Annotated in this window: 22 protein-coding genes and 1 pseudogene; 7 read left to right on the top strand and 16 right to left on the bottom strand. The window is 63.6% G+C overall.

All coding sequences use genetic code 11. From position 1 onward, the window contains the following. The first annotated feature begins 15 nt into the window (after nt 1-15). From NKI59_RS07145 to nhaA, 3 genes are all read left to right on the top strand, one after another. Complete coding sequence (locus NKI59_RS07145; RefSeq protein WP_352448476.1) at nt 16-1,341, top strand: ActS/PrrB/RegB family redox-sensitive histidine kinase; 1,326 nt, start codon at nt 16-18, stop codon at nt 1,339-1,341. A 63-nt stretch (nt 1,342-1,404) separates the two neighbouring features. Beyond that, complete coding sequence (locus NKI59_RS07150; protein ID WP_023676342.1) at nt 1,405-1,968, top strand: ActR/PrrA/RegA family redox response regulator transcription factor; 564 nt, start codon at nt 1,405-1,407, stop codon at nt 1,966-1,968. A gap of 91 nt (nt 1,969-2,059) precedes the next feature. Then, complete coding sequence (gene nhaA, locus NKI59_RS07155) at nt 2,060-3,253, top strand: Na+/H+ antiporter NhaA (RefSeq protein ID WP_352703259.1); 1,194 nt, start codon at nt 2,060-2,062, stop codon at nt 3,251-3,253. 17 nt (nt 3,254-3,270) lie between these two features. On the opposite strand, the gene NKI59_RS07160 is transcribed toward nhaA, so the two are convergent. From NKI59_RS07160 to NKI59_RS07190, 7 genes are all read right to left on the bottom strand, one after another. Continuing rightward, nucleotides 3,271-4,698: a gamma-aminobutyraldehyde dehydrogenase gene (locus tag NKI59_RS07160; protein ID WP_352568331.1), complete on the bottom strand. Its 1,428-nt coding sequence runs from the start codon at nt 4,696-4,698 to the stop codon at nt 3,271-3,273. A gap of 25 nt (nt 4,699-4,723) precedes the next feature. Continuing rightward, complete coding sequence (locus NKI59_RS07165; RefSeq protein WP_023676345.1) at nt 4,724-5,539, bottom strand: ABC transporter permease; 816 nt, start codon at nt 5,537-5,539, stop codon at nt 4,724-4,726. Further along, nucleotides 5,529-6,479: an ABC transporter permease gene (locus NKI59_RS07170; RefSeq protein ID WP_352454675.1), complete on the bottom strand. Its 951-nt coding sequence runs from the start codon at nt 6,477-6,479 to the stop codon at nt 5,529-5,531. Before NKI59_RS07170 ends, NKI59_RS07165 begins: the two co-directional genes overlap by 11 nt. 14 nt (nt 6,480-6,493) lie before the next feature. Then, nucleotides 6,494-7,489: an ABC transporter ATP-binding protein gene (locus NKI59_RS07175; RefSeq protein ID WP_352703261.1), complete on the bottom strand. Its 996-nt coding sequence runs from the start codon at nt 7,487-7,489 to the stop codon at nt 6,494-6,496. 189 nt (nt 7,490-7,678) lie between these two features. Then, the gene (locus tag NKI59_RS07180; RefSeq protein WP_352703263.1) at nt 7,679-8,833 is read right to left on the bottom strand and encodes an ABC transporter substrate-binding protein; all 1,155 of its coding nucleotides are present in this window, start codon (nt 8,831-8,833) and stop codon (nt 7,679-7,681) included. 291 nt (nt 8,834-9,124) lie between these two features. Next, nucleotides 9,125-10,051, bottom strand: a complete 927-nt coding sequence (locus NKI59_RS07185; protein ID WP_023676350.1) for a LysR family transcriptional regulator — start codon at nt 10,049-10,051, stop codon at nt 9,125-9,127. A gap of 90 nt (nt 10,052-10,141) precedes the next feature. Beyond that, on the bottom strand, nt 10,142-10,918 hold the full coding sequence (locus NKI59_RS07190; protein ID WP_352448483.1) for a DeoR/GlpR family DNA-binding transcription regulator: 777 nt from the start codon (nt 10,916-10,918) through the stop codon (nt 10,142-10,144). A gap of 435 nt (nt 10,919-11,353) precedes the next feature. Between NKI59_RS07190 and NKI59_RS07195 the strand changes: the two genes are divergently transcribed. Further along, nucleotides 11,354-12,238, top strand: coding sequence for a phosphotransferase (locus NKI59_RS07195; protein WP_352591294.1), 885 nt, complete (start codon nt 11,354-11,356; stop codon nt 12,236-12,238). Continuing rightward, the gene (locus tag NKI59_RS07200; protein ID WP_352703265.1) at nt 12,235-14,688 is read left to right on the top strand and encodes a GcvT family protein; all 2,454 of its coding nucleotides are present in this window, start codon (nt 12,235-12,237) and stop codon (nt 14,686-14,688) included. The genes NKI59_RS07195 and NKI59_RS07200 overlap by 4 nt, the downstream gene beginning before the upstream one ends. An 18-nt stretch (nt 14,689-14,706) precedes the next feature. Here NKI59_RS07200 and NKI59_RS07205 read toward each other — a convergent pair whose 3' ends face one another. Continuing rightward, the gene (locus NKI59_RS07205) at nt 14,707-15,339 is read right to left on the bottom strand and encodes a class I SAM-dependent DNA methyltransferase (RefSeq protein WP_352568327.1); all 633 of its coding nucleotides are present in this window, start codon (nt 15,337-15,339) and stop codon (nt 14,707-14,709) included. A 103-nt stretch (nt 15,340-15,442) separates the two neighbouring features. On the opposite strand from NKI59_RS07205, the gene NKI59_RS07210 reads away from it, so the two are divergent. After that, nucleotides 15,443-16,345, top strand: a complete 903-nt coding sequence (locus tag NKI59_RS07210) for a phosphotransferase (RefSeq protein WP_352703267.1) — start codon at nt 15,443-15,445, stop codon at nt 16,343-16,345. Here NKI59_RS07210 and NKI59_RS07215 read toward each other — a convergent pair. The 3 genes and pseudogenes from NKI59_RS07215 to ilvD form a co-directional block, all read right to left on the bottom strand. Next, nucleotides 16,342-17,263: pseudogene (locus NKI59_RS07215) on the bottom strand (DMT family transporter). The gene NKI59_RS07210 and the pseudogene NKI59_RS07215 overlap by 4 nt on opposite strands. A 115-nt stretch (nt 17,264-17,378) precedes the next feature. After that, nucleotides 17,379-18,653, bottom strand: a complete 1,275-nt coding sequence (locus NKI59_RS07220) for an amidohydrolase family protein (protein ID WP_352469954.1) — start codon at nt 18,651-18,653, stop codon at nt 17,379-17,381. A gap of 231 nt (nt 18,654-18,884) precedes the next feature. After that, entirely contained in the window at nt 18,885-20,729 is a 1,845-nt protein-coding gene (gene ilvD, locus NKI59_RS07225; RefSeq protein ID WP_352703269.1) for a dihydroxy-acid dehydratase, read from the bottom strand. A 288-nt stretch (nt 20,730-21,017) separates the two neighbouring features. Between ilvD and NKI59_RS07230 the strand changes: the two genes are divergently transcribed. After that, the gene (locus NKI59_RS07230; RefSeq protein ID WP_352703271.1) at nt 21,018-21,491 is read left to right on the top strand and encodes a VOC family protein; all 474 of its coding nucleotides are present in this window, start codon (nt 21,018-21,020) and stop codon (nt 21,489-21,491) included. A gap of 301 nt (nt 21,492-21,792) precedes the next feature. Here NKI59_RS07230 and NKI59_RS07235 read toward each other — a convergent pair whose 3' ends face one another. From NKI59_RS07235 to NKI59_RS07255, 5 genes are all read right to left on the bottom strand, one after another. Continuing rightward, on the bottom strand, nt 21,793-22,779 hold the full coding sequence (locus NKI59_RS07235; RefSeq protein WP_352685171.1) for an IS5 family transposase: 987 nt from the start codon (nt 22,777-22,779) through the stop codon (nt 21,793-21,795). 88 nt (nt 22,780-22,867) lie between these two features. Next, nucleotides 22,868-24,460, bottom strand: a complete 1,593-nt coding sequence (locus NKI59_RS07240) for a peptide chain release factor 3 (protein ID WP_352635068.1) — start codon at nt 24,458-24,460, stop codon at nt 22,868-22,870. Between the two features lie 89 nt (nt 24,461-24,549). Continuing rightward, nucleotides 24,550-24,912, bottom strand: a complete 363-nt coding sequence (locus NKI59_RS07245; RefSeq protein ID WP_352458662.1) for a hypothetical protein — start codon at nt 24,910-24,912, stop codon at nt 24,550-24,552. 266 nt (nt 24,913-25,178) lie between these two features. Beyond that, nucleotides 25,179-26,096, bottom strand: coding sequence for a haloalkane dehalogenase (locus NKI59_RS07250; protein WP_352703273.1), 918 nt, complete (start codon nt 26,094-26,096; stop codon nt 25,179-25,181). Next, on the bottom strand, nt 26,093-26,692 hold the full coding sequence (locus NKI59_RS07255; RefSeq protein WP_352703275.1) for a TetR/AcrR family transcriptional regulator: 600 nt from the start codon (nt 26,690-26,692) through the stop codon (nt 26,093-26,095). The genes NKI59_RS07250 and NKI59_RS07255 overlap by 4 nt, the downstream gene beginning before the upstream one ends. Nucleotides 26,693-26,752: the final 60 nt, after the last annotated feature.

The raw sequence follows: 26,752 nt of genomic DNA on the forward strand, positions 1-26,752 counted from the left end.
CTATAATCACTTGCCATGATAAACATCCTGCACGCACCCGACTTCCAGCAAAGCCAGCGGCTGCGCCTCAACACGCTGATCAGGTTGCGCTGGCTTGCCATCGTCGGCCAGAGCCTGACCGTGCTTGTCGTCGCTTACGGGCTGAAATTTCCGCTGCCGGTCAGCATGTGTTTTGCGCTGATCGCCTGTTCGGCCTGGATGAACCTTTTGCTGACCTTCCGCTATCCGGCGGCGCATCGGCTTACCCCGTTCTCGGCCTTCGCCATCCTGACCTTCGACAGCCTGCAGCTTGCCGGCCTGCTCTACATGACCGGCGGACTCACCAATCCGTTTTCGCTGCTGATGACCGTGCCCGTCGTCGTCTCGGCGACGTCGCTGCCGCTGCGGCTGACCGCCATGCTCGGCGCGCTGGTGATCGTGGCGGCGACGCTGCTGGTCTTTTACCACCTGCCGCTGCCATGGCATGAGGGCGCGCCATTGGCGATGCCGTTCATCTATGTCGCAGGCATGTGGATGGCGGTGTTCTGCTCCATCGCCTTTACCGCGATCTATGCCTTCCGGGTGGCCGAGGAGGCGCGGCTGCTTGCCAACGCGCTTGCCGCCACGGAATTGGTGTTGCAGCGAGAGCAGCATCTCTCTGCCCTCGACGGCCTCGCCGCGGCCGCCGCGCACGAGCTCGGCACACCGCTCGCCACCATCACACTGGTCGCCAAGGAAATGGAGAAGGCGCTTGGCGAAGATCCGAAATACGGCGAGGACGTGAAGCTGCTGCGTTCGCAGAGCGAGCGCTGCCGCGAAATCCTGAAGCGCCTGACCAGCCTGTCCTCCGAGAGCGAGGTGCACCTCTCGCGCCTGCCGCTGACCTCGCTGGTCGAGGAGGTGACGGCGCCGCACCGCGATTTCGGCATTTCGATCAAGCTTCGGCCGGGCGAGCGCATCGGCCCGGAACCGGTGGGCCGGCGCAATCCCGGCGTCATTTACGGCCTCGGCAATCTGGTCGAGAACGCGGTCGACTTCGCCCGCAACAGCGTGACAGTGCGCTGGAACTGGAATGAAGCCGCCGTCAGCTTCTCGATCATCGACGACGGGCCGGGCTTTCCACCGGAGATCATCGACCGTATCGGCGAACCCTATATGTCGACACGACAAGGCACCGAAGCCGGCGGCGGCCTCGGCCTCGGCCTATTCATCGCCAAGACCTTGCTCGAACGCTCCGGCGCGACGCTCGATTTCCGCAATTCAAGCGAGCCCGGCGAGGGCGCTATCGTGCAGATATCGTGGCCGCGCAGCGTCTTCCTCAATCCCGAGCAGGCTTCGGCCACCATGTTCGACACGGCCTAAATTGGACAATAGCGTTGCGAAACTATATTTGCGTAAAAATCAGGCAGCAGGATTTTCAGCACGATGAGTACTGACGAAACGATTGGCGCAATGGTCGAAGGCGAGGATACCTCGCTGCTGATCGTAGACGACGACAAGCCGTTCCTGACGCGGCTTGCCCGCGCCATGGAAACCAGGGGTTTCGTGGTCGAGACGGCGGAGAGCGTCGAGGAGGCGGTTGCCAAAGCGCGCGCCAATCCGCCGGCCTATGCGGTGGTCGACATGCGGCTGGCCGACGGCAACGGCCTCGACGTCGTCGCCGCGATTCGCGAGAAGCGCGACGATGCCCGCGCCATCATCCTCACCGGCTACGGCAACATCGCCACTGCGGTGACGGCGGTGAAGCTCGGCGCCATCGACTATCTGTCGAAGCCGGCCGATGCCGACGATATTTTTGCCGCCCTGACCCGCACCGCGGGCGAACGCGCAGCGCCGCCAGAAAATCCGATGTCGGCCGATCGCGTGCGCTGGGAACACATCCAGCGCGTCTACGAAATGTGCGACCGCAACGTCTCGGAAACCGCACGCCGCCTGAACATGCATCGCCGCACGCTGCAACGCATCCTCGCCAAGCGCGCGCCGCGCTAAAGGGCTCTCATTACAGGCTTGCCCGGCCAGCGCTGTTTGCGCATCATCGCTTGGCGGTGTCGGACCTTGCTACTGATACGACGGAGGCGACATGCAGGACGAAAAGCGGCTGGTCTCCATGCTGCGCGAATTCCTCGACAGCGAGGCGGCCGGCGGCCTCGTCCTGATGGCTGCGGCGGCCTTGGCCCTGATCGTCGCCAATTCGCCGCTGGGCGAGGCTTATTTCTCCGCCCTCCATGCCTATCTCGGACCGCTCAGCGTCTCGCACTGGATCAATGACGGCCTGATGGCGGTGTTCTTCCTGCTGGTCGGCCTCGAGATCAAGCGCGAAATGCTTGACGGCCAGCTGTCGACCTGGCCGCGCCGCGTGCTGCCCGGCATCGCCGCCGCCGGCGGCATGGCAGCGCCGGCACTGGTCTACGTCGCCATCAACCACAACAATCCAGCCGCTCTGTCTGGCTGGGCGATCCCAACCGCCACCGATATCGCCTTTGCGCTCGGCGTGCTGTCGCTGCTCGGCAGGCGCGTCCCGGGCTCGCTGAAGATATTCCTCACCGCGCTCGCCATCATCGACGATCTCGGCGCGGTGCTCATCATCGCGGTGTTCTATACCAGCGGCCTCTCGCTCGCCTATCTCGGCGCCGCCTTCGCCGTGATCGCGCTGCTGGTGGTGCTCAACCGCATGCGGGTGCTGACGCTGCTGCCGTACATCTTGCTCGGCATCGTTCTGTGGGTTTTGGTGCTCAAATCGGGCGTCCATGCGACGCTCGCCGGCGTCGCGCTGGCCCTCACCATACCGCTGAAGATATCGCCGGGCAGCGGCCATGATCTCGACCATTCGCCGCTGCACCGGCTCGAACACGGCCTGCACAAAGTCGTCGCCTTTTTCGTCATCCCGATTTTCGGCTTTGCCAACGCCGGCGTCTCGCTCGCCGGTCTCAGCGCTGCCGCCCTGGCCGAGCCGCTGACGCTCGGCGTCGCCGCCGGCCTCGTCTTGGGCAAGCTGGTCGGCGTGTTCGGGTCTTCCGCGCTTGCCATCCGGCTTGGCTTCGCCGATCTGCCGGTCAATGCCGGCTGGCTGCACATGGTCGGCATTTCGCTGCTCTGTGGCATCGGTTTTACCATGAGCCTGTTCATCGGCCTGCTCGCCTTCGCCAGCGACGCCGCCCTGCAGGACGCGGTCAAGGTCGGCATCCTCGCTGGCTCCTTTATCGCCGCGCTCCTAGGCGCCGCTGTGCTGCTGGTGGCGCCGGCCGGAGGCGAGGCGGAGGAGGCGGAAGAATAGGCGTCTCCTCGCGGGCGCTACCCGTGAGCGACCATGACGTGGCGGACGGCCGTATAGTCCTCCAGCGCGTAGAGCGACATGTCCTTGCCGTAGCCGGATTGTTTCAACCCGCCATGCGGCATCTCGTTGGTCAGCATGAAATGGGTATTGATCCAGGTGCAGCCATATTGCAGCCGGGCCGCCGTCGCCATGGCGCGCGAAACATCCTTGGTCCACACCGACGACGCCAGGCCATAGTCAGAGTCATTGGCCCAGTCCACCGCTTCGTCGACTTCGGAAAAGCGGGTGACCGAGACCACCGGACCGAACACTTCGCGGCGCACGATCTCGTCCTCCTGCAGCGCGCCGGCGACGACGGTCGGCTGGTAGAAGAAGCCGGAGCCCTCGCCCGGCTTGCCGCCCGTGGTGATCTCGATGTGCTTGAGCTCAGAGGCGCGCTCGACGAAGCTCGAGACGCGGTCGCGCTGGCGACGCGAGATCAGCGGGCCGATCTCGTTTTCGGTATCGTCAGGACGATCATACTTGATGGTCGAGACGGCAGCGGAGAGGTCGGCGACGAGCTTGTCGTAGATCTTCTTGCCAGCGTAGATGCGGCAGGCGGCGGTGCAGTCCTGGCCGGCATTGTAATAGCCGAAGGCGCGCAGGCCGTTGACCACCGCGCCGAGATCGGCGTCGTCGAAGACGATGACCGGCGCCTTGCCGCCGAGCTCGAGATGCGTGCGCTTGACCGATTTGGCGGCAGCCTGCAGCACCTTCTTGCCGGTGGCGACGTCGCCGGTGATCGAGATCATGTTGACCTTCGGGTGGTTGATCAGCGTGTTGCCGACGCTGTCGCCGCGACCGAGCACGACGTTGACGACGCCTTCCGGCAGGATCTCGGCAAGGATTTTCGCCAGCTTCAGCGCGGTCAGCGGCGTCTGTTCCGACGGCTTGAAGACGACGGTGTTGCCGCCGGCAATCGCCGGCGCCAGCTTCCAGGCCATCATCATCAGCGGATAGTTCCACGGCGCGATCGACGCGACAACGCCGATGGCGTCGCGGCGGACCATCGAGGTGTGGCCGGGAATGTATTCGCCGGCGACCTGGCCGGGCATCGAGCGGACCGCGCCGGCAAAGAAACGGTAGCAGTCGACGATCGCCGGGATCTCGTCATTGAGCACGGCATTGATCGGCTTGCCACAGTTCAGCGCCTCGAGCGCCGCGAAATCCTGTGCAGCAGCCTCGATGCGATCGGCGATCTTCAGGAGATAGCCGGCGCGCTGCGCCGGTGTTGTGCGGGACCAGGTGACGAAGGCTTTTTCGGCAGCAAGCACGGCCGCCTCGATCTGCGCTGGGCTGGCCTCAGGCAGATTGAGGATGGTCGCCCCGGTCTTCGGGTTGAGGATCGGCTCCTCGGTCTCGGTGCCTTTTTCGAATTTCGAGCCGATCAGCATCTGCGTGTCCATGGAAGTCTCTCCCTTATGAACGAGATCATTTGCCCGAACCGGCGATCTGGTCGCCGTCGCGGGTCAGGTAATAGGCAGCGAGGATGGGGAGCAGCGTCACCAGCACTACCACCATCGCCACGACATTGGTGACCGGACGCTGGCGCGGACGGATCAATTCTTCGAGCATCCAGATCGGCACCGTCTGCTGCTGGCCGGCGGTGAAGGTGGTGACGATGACCTCGTCGAAGGACAGCGCAAAGGCAAGCATGCCGCCGGCCAGCAGCGCGGTTGCGATGTTGGGCAGCACGACATGCCGAAAGGTCTGGAAACCATCGGCGCCGAGATCCATCGACGCCTCGATCATCGAGCCGGACGTGCGGCGGAAACGGGCGACCGCATTGTTGTAGACGACGACCACGCAGAAAGTGGCGTGGCCGAGCACGATCGTCCAGAACGAGAACGGGATTTCGGCCAGCGCGAAGGCCGAGCGCAGCGCGATGCCGGTGATGATGCCGGGCAGCGCGATCGGCAGGATGACCAGCAGCGAGATGGTTTCGCGGCCGAAGAATTTTGTGCGGGACACGGCGGCTGCGCACAGCGTGCCGAGGATCAGAGCGATGGCAGTCGAGATCGCCGCGACCCGCACAGACAATGACAGCGCCTGCCAGACGTCGGGGCGGTTCCAGGTGACGGCGAACCATTGCGTGGTCAAGCCCGGCGGCGGCCAGACGAAGCTCTTCTCCTCGGTGGTGAAGGCATAGACGAAGATCAGCAGGATCGGCAGGTGCAGAAAGAGCAGGCCGCCGGTGGCAGCGAGCTTCAGGCCGATCGGCGCGGATGGGCCACGGTCAGAGCGCATCGAAAGCCCCCATGCGCTTGGCGCCCCAGAGATAGAAGCCCATGATAACGATGGGCACCACGGTAAAGGCGGCGGCGAGCGGGATGTTGCCGGCGGTGCCTTGCTGCGAATAGACGGCCTGGCCGATGAACAGCCGCGAGGTGCCGATGATCTGAGGAATGATGTAGTCGCCGAGCGTCAGCGAGAAGGTGAAGATCGAGCCGGCAACGATGCCGGGCAGCGCCAGTGGGAACAGCACGTTGCCGAAGGTCTGGCCGGGCGAGGCGCCGAGATCGGACGAAGCCTCGACCAAATTGCCCGGCACGCGCTCGAGTGCGGCCTGCACCGGCAGGATCATGAATGGCAGCCAGACATAGACGAAGACGATGAAGGTGCCGGTTGAGGAGACCGACAATGAGTTGCCGCCGACGATCGGCAGCGATAGCCAGGCATCAAGCAGCCAGAGAAGATGCAATTTGGCCAGCAGCCATGTCAGGATGCCTTCCTTGGCCAGGATCAGCTTCCAGGCATAGATCTTGACCAGGTAGCTCGACCACAGCGGCAGCATGACGCCGAGATAAAACAGCGCCTTCCAACGGCCGCGCGCATAGCGCGCCGCGTAATAGGCGATGGGAAAGGCGATGACCGCCGCAGCCAGCGTCACCAGCGCCGCCATCGTCACCGTGCGCAGGATGATGTCGAGATTGGCGGCCTGCAGCAGGTCGCCATAAGTCTTCAGCGTGAACTCGCGGTTGATGAGGCCGGAGAACTCATCGATCGAAAAGAAGCTCTGCAAAAGCAGCGCAAACAGCGAGCCGATATAGACGATGCCGAGCCAAAGAACCGGGGGTAGCAGCATCAGGAGCAGCAAGAATTGCGGCCGGCGCCAGAAGAGATCGGAGAGCCCGCCGCGTACGCCGCCACTACCCGGCAGGATGGCGGGGGCCGTGGCCCGCGGCATGGCAGCGTCCAGGCTCATCCTAGCTCGTCCATCAGATGCAAATGCTCGCGGTTGAAGGTGAGCACCACCGCCTCGCCTTCCCGGGGCAAGGCAGCACCCGCCGGCACAATGGCATGCAGCCGCAAGCCCTCTGCATCGAGAGCAAGTCTTGTCGTGGCGCCGAGATAGTTGGTCGAGACCAGGCGGGCGGCAACCCCTTCGCCGTTGGCCCGGCCAATACGGATGGATTCGGGCCGCAGGCTGCCCCAGCGACGCTGGCCGGCATAGCGCTGGACGAAATCCGGCGGCAGCACGTTGGACGAGCCGACGAAATCGGCGACGAAGCGGGTCTTGGGGCGCTGGTAGATGTCTTCCGGCGTGCCGATCTGCATGATCTTGCCGTCATTGAAGACGGCCACGCGGTCGGCCATCGACAGCGCTTCGCCCTGGTCGTGGGTGACGAACACGAAGGTGATGCCGAGCGCCTTCTGCAGCGATTTCAACTCCTCCTGCATGTTTTCGCGAAGCTTGAGGTCGAGGGCGCCGAGCGGCTCGTCGAGCAACAGCACCTTGGGCTGGTTGACCAGCGCACGGGCGAGCGCGACGCGCTGGCGCTGGCCGCCGGAAAGCTGGCCAGGGCGACGGGCGCCGTAGCCGGGAAGCCGCACCAGCGCCAGCGCTTCTTCCGCCGCCTTTTGCCGCTCCGGTCTGCCGACGCCCTTGACCATCAGCCCATAGGCGACGTTGTCGAGCACGTTGAGATGCGGGAACAGCGCATAATCCTGGAACACGGTGTTGACGTTGCGGCGATAGGGCGGCACGCCCTCGGCGCGTTCGCCGAAGATCGAGATCGAGCCCGCCGTCGGCTGCTCGAAACCGGCGATGAGGCGCAGGCACGTCGTCTTGCCCGAGCCGGAAGGCCCGAGCATGGCGAAGAACTCGCCCGGCACGATGTCGAGATCGACCGCGTCGACGGCACGCACGCTGCCGAAATGGCGAGAGACGTTTTGGAAGGAAACGGCGGAGGTCATGGGGCTGTCCTGATCTGTCAGGCTCATCAAATTTCAGGCGGTAGCGCTGCCTCTCATCCGCCTGCCGGCACCTTCTCCTCGTATAGTGGACGGGGAGAAGGGAGGCGCTCCAACGCTGGCGACCCCCCGTTCTTCACGAGGAGAGGGTAAGGGTGAGGGGCAGCGCCGAGCTTCGTAGGTGAGGCGAACTCACCGCCCGCCGATGACGCCGATATAGTCCGACACCCAGCGGTAATAGGGCACGCACTGGTCGTTCTGGGTGGCGCATTTCGAGACCGGCGTCTTCCAGAACTTGATCTTGTCGAAATTGTCGTACCCGTTGGTCTTGCACCCTTCTTCGCCGAGCAGTTCGTTGCCCTTGCAGGCGGCGGGCACCACCGGCAGCGAGCCGAACCAGGCGGAGACGTCGCCCTGCACTTTTGGCGACAGCGAATGCTCCATCCACATGTAGGCGCAGTTCGGGTGGGCAGCATCGGCCTCCATCATCGTGGTATCGGCCCAGCCGGTGACGCCCTCCTCGGGGATAGTCGAGGCGACCGGCTTCTTGGCCGCGATCAGCGTGTTGACCTGGTAGGGCCAAGAACCGGAGGCGACGACGCCTTCGTTCTGGAAATCGTCGACCTGGATGGCGGCGTCGTGCCAATAGCGTCCGACCAGCGTACGCTGGACCCGCAACAGGTCGAGCGCCGCCTTGTACTGATCCTCGGTCAGTTCGTACGGATCCTTGATGCCGAGCTCCGGCTTGTGAGCCATCAGGTAATTGGCGGCGTCGGCGATGTGGATCGGCCCGTCATAGGCCTGGACGCGGCCCTTGTTCGACTTGCCGTCGGGAAGCTTCAATTCCTCGAAGACCACGTTCCAGCTCTTCGGCGCCTCCTTGAACACTTCGGTGTTGTACATCAGCACGTTCGGCCCCCACTGATAGGGGACGCCGTAATGGACTCCGCCGACGGTGAACCAGGGCGCATCCTTCAGCCGGTCGTCGACCGTCTTCCAGCTCGGGATGAGGTCGGTGTTGATCGGCTGGACGCGCTTGCCGGCGACCAGACGCAGCGAGGCATCGCCCGAGGCGGTGACCAGGTCGAAACCGCCCTCGTTCATCAGCGAGACCATCTCGTCGGAGGTGTTAGCGGTCTTGACGTTGACCTTGCAGCCGGTTTCCTTCTCGAAGGACGTGACCCAATCATAGCCCTTGTCGGTTTCGCCGCGCTCGATATAGCCCGGCCAGGCGACGATATTGACCTCGCCTTCGCCTTTGCCGAGCTCCTTGACCTGGGCGATGGCCTGGCCGGAGAAGCTCAGCGCGACCGTCAAGGCAGTGCATGATTTCAGCAATGAATTCATCGTCGATCTCCCATTTTTTGCATGACCTCGAAACCGGAAGAAGATCATGCGCCCGTTCAAAACGTTGGATGCGCGGCTCTGAAGGGCCGTGCTCCTCGCATCGGCCCGAAAATCGGAATCGATTTTCGGAAAGCCCGATGCGAAAATTGAAAGTCTTAGAGCGTACTATGTGCGTCCAATTGGATGCACGTCGCTCTAACAGCAGCTTTGTTCCCTGACCGAAAAGTGCTGCGAAATTTCCGGTTTCGCAAATTCATTTATCAGAAACCCGATATCGATTTTTCCGATACATCAGCGGCCGATCTTCTCGGGCCGTTGGCGCACCATGCGCTGCGACTGGGCAAGTCCGATGAAGTCGCGAGCCGCCTGCGGCAGGCCGGAGCCGCGCCGCCAGACCATGCCGACCTGGACGACTGGTAACGACCCCGAAATATCGCGCGATTCGATGCGGTCGCCTTCCAGCGACCATGGCCGGTAGACGAGGTCGGGCAGCAGCGCCACGCCGGCGCCGGTAGCGACGAGGCTGCGCACCGCTTCGACCGAGCGGGTGCGGAAGGCGACATGCGGCTTGGCGCCGATTGCCGTCAGCAGCTTTCCGGTATTCTCCTCGATCTCGTCGACGGTCAGCATGATCAGCGGTTCCGAGGCGATGTCGCCGATGCCGATGATGTCGGCACCGGCCAAGGGATGGCCGAGCGGCAGCCACAGCCGGTAGGCCGAGACTTCGAGGATTTCGGACTGCAGTGCCGTGCGGTCGCGCAGGTTCGAGGTGACCATGACGGCAATGTCGAGCTTGCCGCCAATTAACAGGTGCTCGAGATAGTCGCCATTGTCCTCGATCGCCGAGACCTCGACACCCGGATAGGCGCGGCGGTAGCGGGCAAGAAGATCGGAAAGCACATAGCCGGCGACCAGCGAGGTGACGCCAAGTTGCAGCCGCCCGCTTGCCGCGGCCTGTTCGCCGAAGAAGGCGCGGCGCGCATCGGAAACGTCGGCCAGGATCTTTCTCGCATGGCGCAGGAACTGGTGGCCTTTGTGGGTGATGTTCAAGCCGCGCGGGTGGCGCTCGAACAGCTCGACGCCGAGATCGTGCTCCAGCTCCTTGATCGCCTCGGTGACCGAGGATTGCGAGATCGACAGGTTCTGGGCGGCGCCCGACACTGTGCCCTGCTCGGCGACGGCGATGAAGAACTGCAATTGGCGGATGGTGAAAGCCATGGCCGGACTAAACACGGCAGAGGCGGCGCTGGGAAGTGGGTGCTGGCGCAGATCTCCCGATAGAGCTCCCGATAGAGCTCCCGATAGAGCTCAGCCCTCGCTTCCGCCATCGGCAATGCTGAGCCGTGCGCCGGCCTGGGCAAGGGCGGCGGCGATGTCGTGCGGCGGCGGACGGTCGGTCGCGAGTTCGGAAAAGCCGCCGAAGCCGCAGACCTGAACAAGGCCCTGGCGGCCGAATTTGCTATGGTCGGTGACGACAAGCGAACGCTGGCCGCGCGACAGCACCATGCGGGCGAATTCGGCCTCTTCCAGATCATAGTCCATGACGCCGGTGACGGCATCGACCGCACCGGTCGATATCACTGCATGGCTGACGGAAAAGCGGCTGACGAATTCGATGGCCGAGACGCCGAAGGCAGCACCGGAATCGCTGCGCAGCTCGCCGCCGGCCATGTAGACCTTATTGCCGTTGACGGTGGCCAATGTGCGGGCGATGTCGGAGGAGTTGGTGACGACCGTCAGCCGCCGGTGGCCGAGCAGTTCCCGGGCCAGGAAAGAGGTGGTGGTGCCGGTGTCGAGCATGATCGATTCGCCGTCGCGGATGGTGGCGGCGACCATGCGCGCTATTGCCCGCTTGGCATCGGCGTTCTCGCGCATGCGCCGCTCGAACGGCGCTTCGCCGGCAATCGACGGCAGGCCGACGGCGCCGTGCATCTTGAGGATGGAACCGTCGCTGGTCAGTGGCTTGACGTCGCGGCGTACTGTCTCCAGCGAGACGCCCAGCCGGTCGGCCAGGCTCGCAATGGTCACGGTGCCTTCCTCCTTGAGGAGGCGCAGGATTTCGCCATGCCGCTTCGAGTGGACCATCGGTTCCATCCGGTCGGATTGTTGCACCGCTGACCGTTTCTACGGCATAAATGCCACTAACTCCAAGGAATTTAGCAAAATTCGGGCAAAAAACCAGAAAATACCACAATTTCGCGTTGACAACACCTCCAGCGTGGCGCGACATTATCGCTGTGACAGGCTCGGAACGGAGGACGACGGCTGAGCCGCACGAAAAATCGCTTGCCCGAACGCCCGGGAGATCGTCGGGTGCAAGGGTACCGAAATTCAGGATCCGCGGGGGCGGATGCCGGCGTCGAAGAACCCGGCACAAAGGGGCTCGTCGGTGCGGTGCGGGATACCGATCCCGAGATCTGCACCGACGAGATCTTCGCGTTGCCTCCATTCCTCCGTCCGATTGTCATCGCTGGCCAGCCGTGACATGCGTGGAAAATTGACCCAATGTTGGACGAGATCGTGACTGTCGAAGACCGCATCCGTGCGCTGCCTTGCTGGACCGGCAGCATCGACATCGCGCCGCTGCCGGGCGGGCTGAGCAATGCCAATTATTTGGTCAAGGACGCGGCCGGGCGGCACGTCGTGCGGCTCGGCCAGGACTATCCGTTCCACCATGTCTTTCGCGAGCGCGAGATGATGACGGCGCGGGCAGCGCACGCGGCAGGCTTCGCTCCGGCCGTCCACTACACTGGACCCGGCGTCATGGTGACGGAGTATCTCGGCGCCAAGGCCTATGTCGCGCAGGACGTGCGCGCCGATCTCGGCCGCGTTGCCGCGTTGCTGCGCGGTTTCCACCGGGAGATGCCCGGTCATGTCTCCGGCGCCGGCTTCATGTTCTGGGTATTCCATGTCATTCGCGACTATGCGCGCACGCTGGAGGAAGGCCGCAGCCGCAAGCTGGGCGAACTGCCGCGCCTGCTGACGCTGGCGAACGAGCTCGAGCGCGCGCAAAAGCTGCTGCCGATCGTCTTCGGCCATAATGACCTCTTGCCGGCTAACATAATCGACGACGGTCACAGGCTGTGGCTCATCGATTTCGAATATGCAGGCTTCAACACCGCGATGTTCGACCTTGCCGGCGCGGCGTCGAATGCAGGCATGAGCGACGAGGAGTCCTTCGCCTTCCTGACCGCCTATTTCATGAAGGAGCCGGACCCGGCGATACGGCGCTCGCATGCCGCCATGCAATGCGCGTCGCTGCTGCGTGAGGCGATGTGGGGCATGGTTTCCGAGCTTTACCTCGACGCGCCCGGTGTCGACTACGCCGCCTACGCCGACGAAAACCTGGCGCGGCTCGAAGCCGCCCTGGAAAACTACAGGACAAAATACGGGACGCGGACATGACCTTGCCCGCCCAGGCCGGCATCGTCGTCATCGGCGGTGGCATCATCGGCTGTTCGACGGCCTATCATCTGGCGCGCGACCACAAGGCCGAAATCGTGCTGCTCGAACAGGGCAAACTGACCTCGGGTTCGACCTGGCATGCTGCCGGGCTGGTCGGCCAGCTACGCTCGTCGGCGTCGATCACGCGCGTGCTCAAATATTCGGTCGATCTCTACAAGGGGCTGGAAGCCGAAACCGGCCTGGCCACCGGCTGGAAGATGACAGGCTGCCTGCGCCTCGCCACCAAGGCCGACCGCTGGACCGAGTATAAGAGGCTGGCGACGACGGCAAAGAGCTTCGGCATGGATATGCATTTGCTGTCGCCGGCCGAGGTCAAGGAAATGTGGCCGCTGCTGGAAACCGGCGACCTCGTCGGCGCTTCCTGGCTGCCGAGCGACGGTCAGGCAAGCCCTTCCGATATCACCCAGTCGCTGGCCAAGGGCGCGCGCATGCATGGCGCAAAATTGTTCGAGGAGGTGCGGGTCACCGGCTTCGAAATGACGAACGGCCGGATCGTCAAGGTAAGGACGAACAAGGGCGATATCGCCTGCGACAAGGTGGTGAACTGCGCCGGGCAATGGGCGCGGCAGGTGGGTGCGCTGGCCGGCATCAACGTGCCGCTGCAGCCCGTGAAGCACCAATACATCATCACCGAAAGGATCGACGGCTTGGCGGGTGACGCGCCGACGATCCGCGACCCCGACCGCCGCACCTATTTCAAGGAGGAGGTCGGCGGGTTGGTGATGGGAGGCTATGAGCCGAACCCGCAGGCCTGGACGACCGATCTGCCCGGTGGTGATGTGCCGGACGATTGGGAGTTCCGGCTGTTCGACGATGATTACGATCATTTCGAGCAGCATATGGGCCAGGCGATCGAGCGTGTCCCGGCGCTCGCCAATGTCGGCGTCAAGCAGATGATCAATGGACCGGAGAGCTTCACGCCGGACGGCAATTTCATCCTCGGCGTGGCGCCGGAATGCCCGAATATGTTCGTCGGCGCCGGTTTCAACGCCTTCGGCATTGCATCCGGCGGCGGCGCCGGCTGGGTGCTGGCGCAATGGGTGGTCGACGGCGAGGCGCCGCTCGATTTGTGGGTGGTCGACATCCGCCGCTTCTCCAATCTGCACCGCGACCGGCAATGGGTCCGCGACCGCACGCTTGAAGCCTATGGCAAGCACTACACGATCGGCTTTCCGCATGAGGAATATGTCAGCGGCCGGCCGCGCATCGTTTCTCCACTCTATGAACGGCTGAAAGAACATCGCGCCGTGTTCGGCTCGAAGCTCGGCTGGGAGCGGCCGAACTGGTTCGCGCCGGAAGGGTTCGAGCCTAAAGACGTCTATTCGATGGGCCGGCAGAACTGGTTTTCGCCGGTCGGCGACGAACACCGCCACGTGCGCGAAAAGATCGGCATCTTCGACCAGTCATCCTTCGCCAAATACGAAATGACGGGCGCGGACGCGCTGAAGGCGCTGGACTGGATCTGCGCCAATGACGTCGCCAAACCGGTCGGCCGGCTGACCTACACGCAGCTCCTCAACACGCGCGGCGGCATCGCGGCCGATTTGACCGTGGCGCGGCTCGGTGAGGAGAAATTCTACATCGTCACCGGCACCGGGTTCCGCACGCATGATTTCTCCTGGATTGCCGATCATATCGGCAGGGAGTTCGACGTGACGCTGACCGACGTCACGGAGGATTTTGGCACGCTGTCGCTGATGGGGCCGCGCGCCCGCGACGTGCTGTCCGATGTGACCGACGCGGATGTGTCGAATACAGCTTTCCCGTTCGGCCATGTTCGCGAGATCGCCATTGCCGGCCACATCGTGCGGGCACTGCGCGTCACCTATGTCGGTGAGCTCGGCTGGGAATTGCATGCGCCGATCGCGGCGACGGGCGAGGTTTTCGATGCGCTGATGGCGGCGGGCGAGACCTACGACATCCGCCCGGTCGGCTACCGGGCGCTGGAATCACTGCGGCTGGAAAAAGGCTACCGCGCCTGGGGCTCCGACATCACGCCCAACGACACGCCGCAGGAGGCCGGCCTCGGCTGGGCGGTGAAGCTCAGAAAAAACACCGATTTCCTCGGCCGGCGGGCCTTGGAGAAGGTCGACGGTTCGCCGCCCAGGAAACGTTTTGCCGGCTTCACGGTCGACGATCCGGACATCGTCCTGCTCGGGCGCGAGACCATCCTGCGCAACGGCGAGGCGGTCGGTTATCTCACCAGCGGCGGCTATGGCTACACCATCGGCAAGAACATCGGCTACGGCTATGTGCGCAATGCCGATGGCGTCAACGATGATTTCCTCACTTCCGGCAACTACGAGCTGGTGGTGGCAATGGAACGGACGCCGGCTAAGATACACCTCGAGCCGCTTTACGATCCGGCAGGAGCAAAGGTGAAGGCGTAGAGCCTTCCGGTTTCAGCCTCAGTTCACGATGAGCACCAGCCCCCGGCTCGGCACGGTATCGGCCTCGCCTGGCATCGAAACATAGGGCAGCGTCTCTTCGGCGCGCGTGACGGTGGCTTGCGCCTCGAGCTCGGCGATCCGCGCGGCAAACCCGGCATCCCACAGCGTGTTCTTCACCGTCAGCACGATCACCCCACCCGGCCGGCAGATGCGGATCAGCTCGTCCAGCCCCTCGGCTCCGACATGGCCCGAAGTGAAGACGCCGGCGGAGATGATCCCGGCATAGGCATCGTCCACGAACGGCAGCGGTCCGCCAAGCGCCAGGCAGTGAAGCGCCGAATAGACGCCCTTGCGCGCCGCCTGGGCCAGCATGCCTTCCGAGATGTCGAGCGCCTCGACCTGCGGATAACCGGTGATGGCAAGCCATTCGCCGATAAGCCCGGTGCCTGCCCCGGCATCGAGGAGAGGTGCGGCGCCGCGCGGCAGATGGCGGGCCAGCAAGGCAAGGCAGATGGTGGGATGGCGATAGCCAGCCGCCGACATGTCGGCGTCATAGGTGCCTGCCCAACTGTCGTAGAGCGCCGCGACGTCTTCCGGCCGCTTCGCCGCATAGGCTGCGGCGAGTGCGCTCTGCTGATTGCTGTCCGTCATCGCTTTCCGTCGCCTGGTATCGATCCGCAACGCGATCATAGCCAAACGGCGAAAACTGTGGAACCGTCGTCGTCCCAATAACACGGGGAAAGGAGCGAAATCCATGGCGGACGACCGGGCGCGCGCCGCACTTGCGGCTATTCCGGTGCTGGCCGGCTACGAGGGGCCGCTGGAACGGCTTGGCGGCCTCACCAATCTCGTCTTCAGAGCGGGAGATTTCTGCCTGCGTATCCCCGGCAAGGGTACCGAGGAATACATCAACCGCGCCAACGAGGCAGTGGCGGCGCGGGAAGCGGCGAAGGCCGGCGTCAGTCCCGATGTGCTGCATGTCGATGCCGAGACCGGCGTGTTGGTGACCCGCTTCGTTGCCGGTGCCGAGACGATGTCACCGGAAAAGTTCAAGACTCGGCCGGGCAGTCCGGCACGCGCCGGCAAGGCCTTTCGCAAACTGCACACATCCGGCGCGGTGTTCCCCTTCCGCTTCGAGCTGTTTGCGATGACCGACGATTATCTGAAAGTGCTGTCGACCAAGGACGTCGCCCTGCCTGCCGGCTACCACGATGTGGTCCGCGAGGCGGAGGCAGTGCGCTCAGCACTTGCGGCTCAACCTCTGCCGATCGTCGCCTGCCACTGCGACCCGCTATGCGAAAACTTTCTCGATACTGGGGACAGGATGTGGATCGTCGACTGGGAATATTCCGGCATGAACGATCCGCTCTGGGATATCGGCGACCTCAGCGTCGAAGGGCAATTCGACGCCGCGCAGGACGAGGAGATGACGCTGGCCTATTTCGGCGGCGAGCCGAGACCGGCGGAGCGCGCCCGCATCGTCATTTATAAGGCGATGTGCGACCTGCTGTGGACGCTGTGGGGACTGATCCAGCTTGCCAACAAAAATCCGGCCGACGACTTTCGCGCCTATGCCGACGGCCGGTTTGCGCGCTGCAAGGCGCTGATGGAGACGCCGGAATTTTCGCGGCATCTTGCGGCGATGCGCCGGGGTTAGTTCACGCCCTTTGGCACGTTTTCGGGCGGTACCGTGTCGACCACCTTCTGGCGGTGGAAGATGAACAGGCCGGCCAGCACGACGATGGCCGAGCCGACCAGGATACGCGGCCCAGGCACATCGCCGAAGAAGGCCAGGCCGAAGACCACTGCCCACAAAAGCAGGCTGTAATGCAGCGGCGCCAAGGTCGAGGCAGGGGCAAGCTTCCAACGCCCGGGTGATCATCAGGTGCGCGCCGCAGGAGACGACGCCAAGAAGCAGCATGGCGCCGAAATCGAGCGATGACGGCGTCTTCCAACTGCCTATGGTCAACGCAGCGCCGACCAGCAGCGTGCCGATGCTCTGCCAGGTGACCAGCGAAGTGTCGCTGGTGCCGCGCAGCCGCCGGTTGAGGATGATGGCGAAGGCAAATGAAATGCTGCCGGCGAGCGCGAACATCGAGGACAGCGAGAACGCGGCCGAGGATGGCTTCAGCATGATCAGCACGCCGCAGAAGCCGACCAGGATCGCCGCCCAGCGGCGCCAGCCGACCCTTTCGCCGAGCAGGAAATGCGACAGCGCCGCCACGTAGATCGGCCCGGCCATGTAAAAGCTCATCACATCGGCGAGCGGCAGATAGACGACCGCCGCGTAGAACAGCGCCGTGTCGAGCGTCGTCATCACCACGCGCAGCAGCTGCAGCTCCGGCCGCTCCATGCGAAACAGCTTGGCCGGGCCCTGATGTGCAATCATCGGCCCGAGTATGAAAAACGCGCCGATCGAGCGGATCAGCACGACCTGGCCGACGGAAAAACTGGCGACCAGCCACTTGCCCATCGCGTCGTTCAGCGCAAACAGGAAGTCGCCGGCGAGCATCAGCAGGATGCCGGCCAGCAGCACGTTCATGATCGTTGAGTACTGGGCTGCGGGCCGCGCCATTCCGTTACCGGTTCCTCGCCGTGGGGTACGGTGACCCGCGTCGTAGTCGCAAGCTGCAGCCATGACGAGGCGAAAATCGAGAATTCGGTAAGACCAGCGCCGGAAATCGGCTGGACTAAGCGTGGCGCCGGTTCACCGTGCCCGGCCTTCCGGCGATCGAAAGCCGCGTGTCCTGCCGGCTGCGCTCGGCCACCACCTTGCCCCTGGCGATGACGCAGAGACGCTCTGGGCGCAGGCGCAGCGCCTCGACTGGGTTGCCGGCATCGAGAACGACCAGGCTGGCGCGCTTGCCGACCGCCAGGCCAAGGTGGTCGAGGCCCATGATGGCGGCATTGACGTTGGTGACCATGTCGAAGCAGCGCGCCATCTCGGCCGGGCTCGACATCTGCGCGACATGCAGGCCCATGAAGGCGACGTCGAGCATGTCTGCGGTGCCCAGCGAATACCAGGGGTCGAGCACGCAATCCTGGCCCCAGCCGACGCGGATGCCTTGCGCCAGCATCTCCTTGACCCGCGTCAGTCCGCGGCGCTTGGGAAAGGTGTCGTGGCGGCCCTGCAGCATGATGTTGATCAGCGGATTGGGGATCGCCGAAACGCCGGCCTCGGCAATCAGCGGCAATAGCTTCGAAACGTAGTAATTATCCATCGAATGCATCGATGTCAGGTGCGAGCCGGCCACTCTGCCCTGCAACCCGAGCCGCTGCGTCTCATAAGCAAGCTGCTCGATGTGGCGCGACAGCGGATCGTCGGTCTCGTCGCAATGCAAGTCGACCATCAGGCCGCGCTTCGCCGCGATTTCGCAGAGCTCGGTGACGGAGCGCGTGCCGTCGGCCATTGTGCGCTCGAAATGCGGAATGCCGCCGACGACATCGACGCCTATGTCGAGCGCCCGGATGGTGTTGTCGCGCGCCGTCGGCGAGCGGTAAAACCCGTCCTGCGGGAAGGCGACCAGCTGCAGGTCGATATAGGGGCCAACCGTCTTCTTCACGTCGAGCAGCGCCTCGACCGCCAGCAGGCGGTCGTCGCAAACATCGACATGGGTGCGGATGGCGAGCAGGCCCATCGACACCGCCCAGTCGCAATAGGCGAGCGCACGGTCGCGCACCGCTTCGTGGGTCAGAAGCGGCTTCAACTCGCCCCAAAGCGAGATGCCTTCGAGCAGCGTGCCCGAGACATTGATGCGCGGAATGCCGAGCGAAAGCGTGGCGTCCATATGGAAATGCGGATCGACGAAGGGCGGCGAGACCAGATTGCCATGGGCATCGATCGCCGTGCCGGCGCTGACGTTCAGCTCGGGCTCTATCGCTGCGATCGTTTCGCCGACGATGCCGATATCGGCGATCCTGCCGTCGGGCAGCGTCCCGCCGCGCACCACAAGGTCAAAATCCATCTAGCGCCACCTCGTTCAAAAAAGCCGTTTCTTCCCATGCAGCGTGCTGCCGCAAGGCGGAACCTTCAGGCGCGGCCCTTCCCTTCTCCCCTTGTGGGAGAAGGTAGCCGCGAAGCGGCCGGATGAGGGGTGTTCCAGCTTGGCGCCGACGACACTCCGTCCAGCACCCCTCAACCGTCTTGGCGCTGCGCGCCAATCCACCTTCTCCCACAAGGGGAGAAGGAAAAGCCACTATTCCGGCACGTACCGCACCGCCCCCTTGGCGGCACTTGTCGCCATCGCCGCATAGGCGCGCAAGGCCGTCGTCACCTTGCGCTTGCGCTTTTCTTCGGGCTTCCAGGCAGCCGTTCCCCTGGCCTCCATCGCGGCGCGACGGGCGATGAGTTCGGCGTCGTCGACAGCAAGCCTGATGGTGCGGTTGGGGATATCGATCTCGATCGTGTCGCCTTCCCTGACCAGCCCGATCAGACCGCCTTCCGCGGCTTCCGGCGAGACATGGCCGATCGACAGGCCGGAGGTGCCGCCGGAAAAACGACCGTCGGTGATCAGTGCGCAGGCTTTGCCGAGGCTTTTCGACTTCAAATAGCTGGTCGGGTAGAGCATTTCCTGCATGCCGGGTCCGCCGCGTGGCCCTTCATAGCGAATGACGACGACATCGCCGGCCTTGATCTCGTTCGACAGGATCGCCTTGACGCTGGCGTCCTGGCTTTCGAACACTCTTGCCGGACCGGTGAATTTCAGGATCGATTCATCGACGCCCGCCGTCTTCACGATGCAGCCATCGAGTGCCAGATTGCCTTTCAGCACGGCAAGGCCGCCATCCCTGGAGAAAGGATGTTCGGCCGAGCGGATGACGCCCTTCTCGCGGTCGAGATCGAGATCGTCCCAGCGGCGGTCCTGGCTGAACGCGACTTGCGTCGGCACGCCGCCGGGTGCCGCCAGGAAGAAATCGCGGACATTCTGGCTGGTGGTGCGCGAAATATCCCAATGATCGAGCGCTTCGCCGAGGCTTGCGGTGTGCACCGTCGGCAGGTCGCGGTTGATCAGCCCGGCGCTATCCAACTGGCCGAGGATGGCCATGATGCCGCCGGCGCGGTGGACATCCTCCATATGGACGTCTGCCTTGGCCGGGGCCACCTTGCACAGCACTGGCACCCGCCGCGACAGCCGGTCGATGTCCTCCATGGTGAAGTCGACCTCGCCCTCATGTGCCGCGGCAAGGATGTGCAGCACGGTGTTGGTCGAGCCGCCCATGGCGATGTCGAGTGTCATGGCGTTCTCGAAGGCGCCCTTCGAGGCGATGCTGCGCGGCAGCGCGGTGTCGTCGTCCTGCTCGTAATAGCGCTGGGCAAGATCGACGATCAGGTGGCCGGCCTCGACGAACAGGCGCTTGCGGTCGGCATGCGTCGCCAGCGTCGAACCATTGCCGGGCAAGGACAGGCCGAGCGCCTCGGTCAGGCAGTTCATCGAATTGGCGGTGAACATGCCGGAGCAGGAACCGCAGGTCGGGCAGGCCGAGCGTTCGATGGTCCTGACGTCCTCGTCGGACACCTTGTCGTCGGCGGCCGCGACCATAGCGTCGACCAGATCAAGCGCCTGGCTCTTGCCGGCGAGCACCACCTTGCCGGCCTCCATCGGCCCGCCGGAGACGAAGACGGTCGGGATGTTGAGGCGCAGCGACGCCATCAGCATGCCGGGCGTGATCTTGTCGCAATTCGAGATGCAGACCATCGCGTCGGCGCAGTGCGCGTTGACCATGTATTCGACCGAGTCGGCGATCAATTCGCGCGACGGCAGCGAATAGAGCATGCCGTCATGGCCCATGGCGATGCCGTCATCGACGGCAATGGTGTTGAACTCCTTGGCAACGCCGCCGGCTTTTTCGATCTCGCGGGCAACCAGCTGGCCGAGATCCTTCAAATGGACATGGCCCGGCACGAATTGGGTGAAGGAATTGACCACGGCAATGATCGGCTTGCCGAAATCCGAATCCTTCATGCCGGTAGCGCGCCACAGGCCGCGGGCGCCGGCCATGTTGCGGCCATGGGTGGTGGTGCGGGAACGGTAGGCGGGCATTGAACTGTCCTTGCTGTCTGCGTCGCGCCCAAAGGTGCGGAAAACCGGAATTGAGCCGCAGGCCTTATAGACGGCACACTCTGGTCTGGCCACAATTTTGCGCTGCGCCAGGGTGCGGAACGAGCGGCCAGCCAAAGACGCAGCCGGTCCAGGCCGTAAAAAAGTCAGAAGTGCTGTCGGATCGTGTTTTGCTCGAGCGTCCTTGAGCAGACGGCGGGACCGGGCATCAATTGCCAGCCGGCCGTTTTGCGAGTGAAACAAGCCAAAACCAGCCCGAGGAGCAAGAGAATGCAAAAGATCACCCCTTGCCTGTGGTTCGACGACCAGGCCGAGGAGGCCATGAACCATTACATCTCCATCTTCAAGAATTCGAAGGTGCTGAGCGTGATGCGCTGGCCCAAGGGCAGCGGCGATAATGAGGGCAAGGTGCTGATGGTCTCATTCGAGCTCGACGGCGTTCAGTTCCACGCGCTCAACGGCGGCCCGCAATTCAAGTTCACCCAGGCAGTCTCGCTCTCCATCGACTGCAAGACGCAGGAAGAGGTCGACTATTTCTGGGACAGGCTCATCGCGGGCGGTGGCCAGCCCAGCCAGTGCAGCTGGCTGAAGGACAAATTCGGCCTCTCCTGGCAGGTCGTTCCCGAGCAGCTGCCCAGGCTGCTGTTGGACCCCGACAGGGAAAAGGCCGGCCGCGTGATGCAGGCGATGATGCAGATGAGCAAGATCGACATCGCCAAGATCGAAGAGGCAGCGAAAGGGTGAACGAACGCGATCTTTCCTTCTCCCCCTGTGGGAGAAGGTGGATCGGCGCGAAGCGCCGAGACGGTTGAGGGGTACTGGACGGAATGAGACGTTGGTGTTTCCTGGAACACCCCTCATCCGTCGCCTTCGGCGACACCTTCTCCCACAAGGAGGGCTTTGCACGGGGAAGCGAAATCCTGGTTGGTGAGTTAATGGGGCTTTTTTGATGGCCGGGAAAGCAGTTTTCGACGGCTTGGTATGGCATCGACCGGCATGACCGGCCGATCCGCCGATTTTAGGCCGATTTTAGACAGACTCCTCCTCATGCCGGCTTTCCGCCAGGTGGATAGAGGGCGCCGACCATGGTCCGCAGATTGTAGGCGCAGGCGGCTAGTATGCATTGCGTGCGGTTGGCGGCGAGGTTGAAGAAGCGCAGGCGCCGCATGCCGTAGCGCTCCTTGAACACAGCAAAAGGCCGCTCCACAGCCGCCCGCACCTTGGCGATCAACCGGTTACGCAGCTTCTGGCGCGCCGGCAACTCGGGATGATGCTTGTTGGGCCGCCGCATCAGCCGGTCCTTGATCCCGGCCTTGGCCAGCCGATCATGCCTGGCATGGGTGTAGTAGGCCTGATCGCCATAGGCCGCCTTCTCATCGCCGCAAACCAGATTGTCGGCCGCCTCGGTGTCGGTGATCGAGGCGTCGCTTACCTCGACACGCCGGATCATGGTGTGCTCCTGGTCGGCGCCGATGTGCATCTTGTAGCCGAAGGTGCTCTTGTTGCCCTTCTTGCCCCAGCGCGCGTCCTTGTCGGCCGACGGCTTGGCCGGGCCCTGGTGGCCCTTCTTCGGCTGCTTGGGCGGCCGCCCACGGGCCTGCAGGAACGTCGCATCGACTAAGGTGCCGCGCTTGACGATCAGGCCCTTCGTCTCCAGCTGGCGGTTGATCTCCTCAAACACCTTGTCGATCAGCCGCTCGCGCGTCAGTTCCTCGCGGAAGCGCCACAGTGTCGAATGATCGGGCGTACGGTCCGAAAGGCTGAAGCCGGCAAAGCGGCGAAACGACAGCCGGTCACGGATCTGAGCCTCCAATGCCGGATCGCTCAGCCCGTGCCACACGCCCAGCAAAAGACAGCGCACCAGCGCCTCCGCCGGGTAGCTGGTGTTGCCCGAGCCGGGACCGCTGCGCTGACCCAGCAATGTTCGGATCGGTGCCCAGTCCAGTTCCTTCGATACCAGGTCGAAAATCGTCTCGTCCGACGCCGCCAGCCCGTCCGCCAGACTCAACTGACCCAGAACACGATCCGCCATCCCGAATCTCCCTGCTTCGACCATCATCACAGAATCACCAATCGGCTTCTATGCAAAGGTCTCACAAGGGGAGAAGGGAAGGGGCGCATCAAGCCGCTCTGTCGCGGACCTGATAGTCCTTCACCGCCGTGAAGCGGATCGCCTTCCAGCGCTCGGCCTCGTAGTTGAGCGAGAAGGCGTGCTGGGCGAGGAACACCGGATCATTGTCGAGGTCGCGCGCAATGTCGCCGCGATGCGCCTCGATGAAGCGCTGGAGCTCGGCCCTGTCGTCGGCCGATATCCAGCGGCAGACGGAAAACCGCGACATCTCGAAATCGACCGGCAGCGTGTATTCGAAGTTTAGCCGCTCCTTCAAGACGTCGAGCTGCAGGGCGCCGACGACGCCGACGATGGCTGGCGAGCCGTCCTCCGGCGAGAACAATTGCACGACGCCTTCCTCGGCCATCTGGTGCAGCGCTTCCTTGAGCTTCTTGGCTTTCATGGCATCGCCGAGGCGAACGCGGCGCAGGATTTCAGGCGCGAAATTCGGCACGCCCCGGAACAATATCTCCTCGCCTTCGGTCAGCGTGTCGCCGATGCGCAGCGTGCCGTGGTTGGGGATGCCGACGACATCGCCGGCGAACGCCTCGTCGGCCGTGACGCGGGTGCGGGCGAAGAAGAATTGCGGTGCCGACAGGCTCATCGGTTTTCCCGTGCGCACCAGCTTGGCCTTCATGCCGCGCTCGAGCTTGCCGGAGCAGACGCGGACGAAAGCGATGCGGTCGCGATGGTTGGGGTCCATATTGGCCTGGATCTTGAAGACGAAGGAGGTCATCTTGTCCTCGGTCGCCTCGACCTTGCGGCTGTCGGCCTCCTGCGCGCGCGGCGGCGGCCCGTAGGCGCCGAGCGCCTCGATCAGGTCGCGCACGCCGTAATTGCGCAGCGCCGAACCGAAATAGACCGGCGTCAAATGGCCCTCGCGGAAGGCATCGAGGTCGAGCGGGCGACAGGCCTCGCGCGCCAACTCCAGCTCCTCGATGAAGGCCTCCCGCTCGTTCTCCGGCAGCAGGCCGGCGACGCGGTTGGAATCGGGTCCATTGACCGGCGTGCGCTCCTTTTCGGCGTCGCCCTTGCGCACCGCGTTCAGCGCCAGATGGTAGGTCCCGGAAAAGGTCTTGCCGCGGCCGATCGGCCAGGTGATCGGCGCTGTATCCAGTGCCAGCTTCTGCTCGATCTCATCGAGGATGTCGAATGGGTCTCGGCTTTCGCGGTCCATTTTGTTGACGAAGGTGATGATCGGGATATCGCGCAGCCGGCAGACCTCGAACAGTTTCAGCGTGCGCGGCTCGATGCCCTTGGCGGCGTCGATCACCATGACCGCGCTGTCGACCGCCGACAGCGTGCGATAGGTGTCGTCGGCGAAATCCTCGTGGCCGGGCGTGTCGAGCAGGTTGAAGACGGTGTCCTCGTATTCGAAGGTCATCACCGAGGTGACCACCGAAATGCCGCGCTCGCGTTCGATCTTCATCCAGTCCGAGCGGGTCTGGATGCGGTCCTTCTTGGCCTTGACCTCGCCGGCAAGCTGGATGGCGCCGCCGAACAAAAGCAGTTTTTCGGTGAGCGTCGTCTTGCCGGCGTCGGGGTGGGCAATGATCGCGAAAGTGCGGCGGCGCGATACCGCTTGTTCGATGTCTTCAGCCAATTTCATGGAATCCTGTCTGTGGCGCGGGCTTCTAGCAGCGCTTTTCCGGCCTGTCGAACGGAAACACCGCTGATACCCCGGCAGCAGGTTCAGTCTCTGACGATAGCCGCCTGCGTGACCGAGCCAGCGTCATCCAGGCGCATAACCAGCCATTCAGAGTCGATCGAAAAAAATCCTCTTTCCGAACCAAGAATATAAACCAGACTCCAGTCCTCGAAATAGTCCGTCTTCGGCGGCTCGCCGAGCATGGCAACAACTTCTGCCCGCGATTTCCCAACCAACGCCCCGGTCAGCACCAAACCGTCAGCAATGCGATGGCGCTTATGCAAAGGATCCAGCCAGTTGTCGTCCTGCCACCAAGATCGAACGATCGGCAGCGGGCCGAAGAAGACGGCATAGACAATGGCGGCTCCGGCTGCAGCAAAAACCAGCCCTTTTATCCAGCGGCGCAAATGACCCTCATGTGATTGAGCTGAACGTTTCCAGTGAGGCGATCGTCATCGACCCGCTTCGAGAGCGGTCCCGGCAACGCTCTTGGCAAGTCTGTAGCATGGTGGCAATCAAGGCAAGAAGTCCTGGGCGTTTGAAGGTACACGGCCGCGAGCAAGAACATCATCGTCATTGGATACGGCATCATTGGCGCCTCCATCGCTTGGCACCGGCAGAGCTAAGCTGTCGACCTCTCCGCCGGCCGCGGCCGCCGGTTCACGTCCCGACGTCAGGCCGCATGGCTCTCGAACGCTATCTCGGGAATCCACTCGGCAATGGCGGCGCCGATCCTGTCGGCATGATCCTCCTGCAGATAATGCGCGCCGGGTCCGAGATCGATCAGGCGGCAACTCTTCAGGCTCGCCGCGAATTCCCGTGCCGCCTGCGGCGAGACGAGGGCCCCCGGATCGCCTGAGAAAAGCAGCTTCGGGTAGGAGGAGAGCCGGAGCGCCCGATGGTCGTGCTCGCTGATGGCACCGACATCGGCGGGCTGGCCTTCAATCGGCAGGTCGCGCGGCAGCCGCAGGATCGGCTTGCGCGATTGCGGCGTCGGGAACGGTGCCCGGTAGGAGGCCATTTCCTCATCGCTCATCGTGCGCAGCACCGCAGCCGGCAGCACCTTTTCGACGAAGACGTTGTCTTCCAGGACAAGCTTCTCACCGACGCCAGGCGTGCGCATTGCCTTGAACAATTCGCGCGCCTGCGGACGCTGGTGAAAATCGTCCCAACTCTCGAAGGGGCGGATGAATTCCATGAAGGCGAGGCCGAGGATCCGCTGCGGCCGCCGGGCCGCGAGATGGAAGGCGAGCGCGGTGCCCCAGTCCTGCGCGACGACCACCACGTCGGTGATGCCAAGCGTCTCGATGAAGGCGTCGAGATAGCGGACGTGGTCGAAGAAGCGATAGTCGATGTCCGGCTTGCCGGATTGGCCATAGCCGATCAGGTCGGGCGCAATGCAGCGGCCGAACGGCGCCACATGCGGGATGATGTCGCGCCAGATGTAGGACGACGTCGGGTTGCCGTGCAGGAATAGCACCGTCGGACCGGCAGTACCTGCCTCGACATAGGAGATGGTGGAATCGAGTACCGCGACTTGCGAGCGCGGCACCGTTGTGCGGGATTGCTGCTTTTCGAGTTTCGGGTTCATCGGATCAGCTCCTTTTTTGCGAAGACTGTTTTGAAGACGATATTCTTGAAACGCTCGAGCGGTTCGGGACTGCGCTCCACCTTCATGCGCAGCATCGCGCCTTGCCAGGAACTCAACAGGAAATCGGCGAGGTCCTCGGCATCGAACGCGTCGGTGATGTCGCCAGCCGCCTGGCCCTCGGCGATGCATTCGGCAAAGGGCTTACGCCAGCGTTCGAAAATGGCGACGAGTTGCAGCCTCAGCGCCTCGCTGTGAGCCGCCGTCTCGAGGCTGAGATTGCCGATCATGCAGCCCCGTGCCCAATCATGCGCCTCCAGCTTCGACGTGATGATTTCGAGATAGCGGCGCAAGCGCCCGACCGGGGGCGTGCCGTCCCGAGCAAGGGCCTGCTCCGCCAAACCGCTCACATAGGCGAAATAGCGGTCCAGCACCTCGCCGGTGAACGCCTCCTTGGATGCAAAATGATTGGTGAAGGACCCCGGGCGGGCATCGGCCGCGGCGACGATGTCGCGTACGCCGGCGGACGAATAGCCGGAATTCCAGATGGTTTTGAAACCGGCGTCGAGAAGTTTTTCGCGAAGTGAATGTCTAGCCATGCCGGTACAATACGTACGTACGTATTAAAGTCAAGAGGCACATTTGATACGGCGCGCTCT

Source organism: Mesorhizobium sp. M0598 (assembly GCF_040320865.1).
GTDB lineage: Bacteria > Pseudomonadota > Alphaproteobacteria > Rhizobiales > Rhizobiaceae > Mesorhizobium.

Coding starts and splice junctions, on each gene's coding strand:
- NKI59_RS07255 (WP_352703275.1), bottom strand. CDS start 26,692: ATGGCTAGACATTCACTTCGCGAAAAACTTCTCGACGCCGGTTTCAAA.
- NKI59_RS07165 (WP_023676345.1), bottom strand. CDS start 5,539: ATGCGCTCTGACCGTGGCCCATCCGCGCCGATCGGCCTGAAGCTCGCT.
- NKI59_RS07220 (WP_352469954.1), bottom strand. CDS start 18,653: ATGGATTTTGACCTTGTGGTGCGCGGCGGGACGCTGCCCGACGGCAGG.
- nhaA (WP_352703259.1), top strand. CDS start 2,060: ATGCAGGACGAAAAGCGGCTGGTCTCCATGCTGCGCGAATTCCTCGAC.
- NKI59_RS07185 (WP_023676350.1), bottom strand. CDS start 10,051: ATGGCTTTCACCATCCGCCAATTGCAGTTCTTCATCGCCGTCGCCGAG.
- NKI59_RS07230 (WP_352703271.1), top strand. CDS start 21,018: ATGCAAAAGATCACCCCTTGCCTGTGGTTCGACGACCAGGCCGAGGAG.
- NKI59_RS07160 (WP_352568331.1), bottom strand. CDS start 4,698: ATGGACACGCAGATGCTGATCGGCTCGAAATTCGAAAAAGGCACCGAG.
- NKI59_RS07175 (WP_352703261.1), bottom strand. CDS start 7,489: ATGACCTCCGCCGTTTCCTTCCAAAACGTCTCTCGCCATTTCGGCAGC.
- NKI59_RS07150 (WP_023676342.1), top strand. CDS start 1,405: ATGAGTACTGACGAAACGATTGGCGCAATGGTCGAAGGCGAGGATACC.
- NKI59_RS07180 (WP_352703263.1), bottom strand. CDS start 8,833: ATGAATTCATTGCTGAAATCATGCACTGCCTTGACGGTCGCGCTGAGC.
- NKI59_RS07210 (WP_352703267.1), top strand. CDS start 15,443: ATGGCGGACGACCGGGCGCGCGCCGCACTTGCGGCTATTCCGGTGCTG.
- NKI59_RS07145 (WP_352448476.1), top strand. CDS start 16: ATGATAAACATCCTGCACGCACCCGACTTCCAGCAAAGCCAGCGGCTG.
- NKI59_RS07205 (WP_352568327.1), bottom strand. CDS start 15,339: ATGACGGACAGCAATCAGCAGAGCGCACTCGCCGCAGCCTATGCGGCG.
- NKI59_RS07235 (WP_352685171.1), bottom strand. CDS start 22,779: ATGGCGGATCGTGTTCTGGGTCAGTTGAGTCTGGCGGACGGGCTGGCG.
- NKI59_RS07200 (WP_352703265.1), top strand. CDS start 12,235: ATGACCTTGCCCGCCCAGGCCGGCATCGTCGTCATCGGCGGTGGCATC.
- NKI59_RS07250 (WP_352703273.1), bottom strand. CDS start 26,096: ATGAACCCGAAACTCGAAAAGCAGCAATCCCGCACAACGGTGCCGCGC.
- NKI59_RS07170 (WP_352454675.1), bottom strand. CDS start 6,479: ATGCCGCGGGCCACGGCCCCCGCCATCCTGCCGGGTAGTGGCGGCGTA.
- ilvD (WP_352703269.1), bottom strand. CDS start 20,729: ATGCCCGCCTACCGTTCCCGCACCACCACCCATGGCCGCAACATGGCC.
- NKI59_RS07190 (WP_352448483.1), bottom strand. CDS start 10,918: ATGGTCCACTCGAAGCGGCATGGCGAAATCCTGCGCCTCCTCAAGGAG.